At 54.8% G+C, this 1734-nt stretch carries 2 protein-coding genes; one reads left to right on the forward strand and one right to left on the reverse strand.

Annotation, left to right across the window (positions count from 1 at the left end; genetic code table 11):
• Positions 1-127 precede the first annotated feature (127 nt).
• Positions 128-1525: a DUF5906 domain-containing protein gene (locus ACXAHG_RS23440; protein WP_475061214.1), complete on the reverse strand. Its 1398-nt coding sequence runs from the start codon at positions 1523-1525 to the stop codon at positions 128-130.
• Here ACXAHG_RS23440 and ACXAHG_RS23445 point away from each other — a divergent pair.
• The coding region (locus tag ACXAHG_RS23445; protein WP_475061217.1) for a hypothetical protein at positions 1515-1734 on the forward strand (220 nt) is incomplete at its 3' end. The two genes, ACXAHG_RS23440 and ACXAHG_RS23445, sit on opposite strands and share 11 nt — an antisense overlap.

Here is a 1734-nt window from a genome sequence, read left to right on the forward strand (position 1 = left end):
CCGTTCTCATCCTCCACCGTCTGCGCTAGGAGGGAGTTGGCCCTCGCAAGGGCCTCCTCGTAGTGAGTGTTGATGACGTCCAGCAGCCAAAGCTCACTATCGTCTTGAAACTCGAAGTACACATCCTTCATTCGATGATCTCCACTTCTCCGAATGGACCGTCACGGTCGAGATAGTCGCTGACGCGCACCGGCTCGAAATCAGGCCCATAGATCTTCCCACGCTCAATCCAGTAGCCAGGCTTGACCCAGATCGCTCGTGTAAAGTCTTTGCCACCCCATTTAACCTTGGTTTTCTCCCATTCGAGGTCATCCATGAGATGCTTGGTTTGGTTCATGTTTGCATTGAGGTTCTTACGAACGAACTCAACCACGTCCGCTTCGGGCAGAACAACAAGGCCGGAGTCGTTGAGCAGTTCCTCAAGCTGGTCGACGATGGTCTGGCGGCTAGCCTGCTGAAGCCGCTTCATAATCGGCGTCTGATGATCAGCGATGTTCAGGCTCTTGGCATTGAAGTCCTCAGGAATCTCCCGCTGCATCAGCGCGTTATAGAGCCTCGCCACGTTTGCAGGTTCATCCAGGAACTCATGCACTCGACCAACAAGCGATGAGAACTCATTGGCTCGAGGGCCACCCGACCGACCATCGTGATTTACGTCGATGACCAGATAGCGCCGTTCGCCTTCTTCCATCCATGTCGGCGCGTAGTTCGAAGTAAACAGGAAACAGCAGCACTGCTTGGCCCGCTCAGCCTCGAGACCTTTCCGTTCGATGAGTACGTGCGGATCGGTGATGAAAGTCTTGATAGCATTCGCCTGAGTAGATCCGGGTTTGATTTGAGTTTCCTCGCAGATCACCAGCTTGCTCGTGAGAACAGTCGAGTTGAACTGCTGAGTTAGCTTGCTGATGTTGTTCTGCGTGACCGAATTCCGGACCCCGAAAAGCTCGGTGAGGATGCGAGCGGTAGTGCTTTTGCCAGTGCCTTTACCGCGTGAGTAGAGGAACGGCGCCCATGCTGGCTTATCGCTCTCGTGCTGCAGACCCCACGCCGCCCAGTTCAGGAATGCTTCGCGGTCCTTCTGGTGCTGGAAGAACTGATCGAAGAACTCGCCAACGACGTCGAGGTCAGCGGAGTTCACCTTGAGGCTCCGATACTCTGGTTCGCTCCAGGTGTTGGCGGAAACCGTGCCCCGCTTCATGACGATACGGTTAGGGTTGCCCGGTTCGCAGATGGTGGCGCCGCTCCAAACCTGAAAGCTGCGTGCCCGGTCAGTGTGCCGCGTGTCGATGAGCAACTTGAACAGCGCCCTGATCATGCCGTTATTCAGGGGAGGGTTCGGATGCTCCTCTGCAATCAGGTTCAGGATCTTCATCTCAACGTCCACGCGGGACAGCGGTGTGCCCAGATGCTCGATGTCGTAGAACTTGTTATCGCGGCGAACGATCTGGCTGCCGTAGGCTGCGGCGAGGAACTTGACGTGCTGGATGTCTTCGGTGGTGGGTGCGGTGTGCTTGTTGATTGCCATTATTATTGTTCTCCAATCAATCATGCCGCCGACTGATGCTTCATGGCCCTTGGAGAGAGCGAACTTGGGTTGGCTTCAGGGCAATGAAATCGGCGAAAAATTCGTATGTTCTCTCCATAAGAGTGCCCTGGAAGAACTTAGGAACGAAAATGTGCGCCAAACCCCTTATTTTTATGGTCGAAACGGAGGTTGGAGAGCTACTGCGCAAA

This window comes from Leisingera sp. ABD4_442 (genome assembly GCF_056160905.1).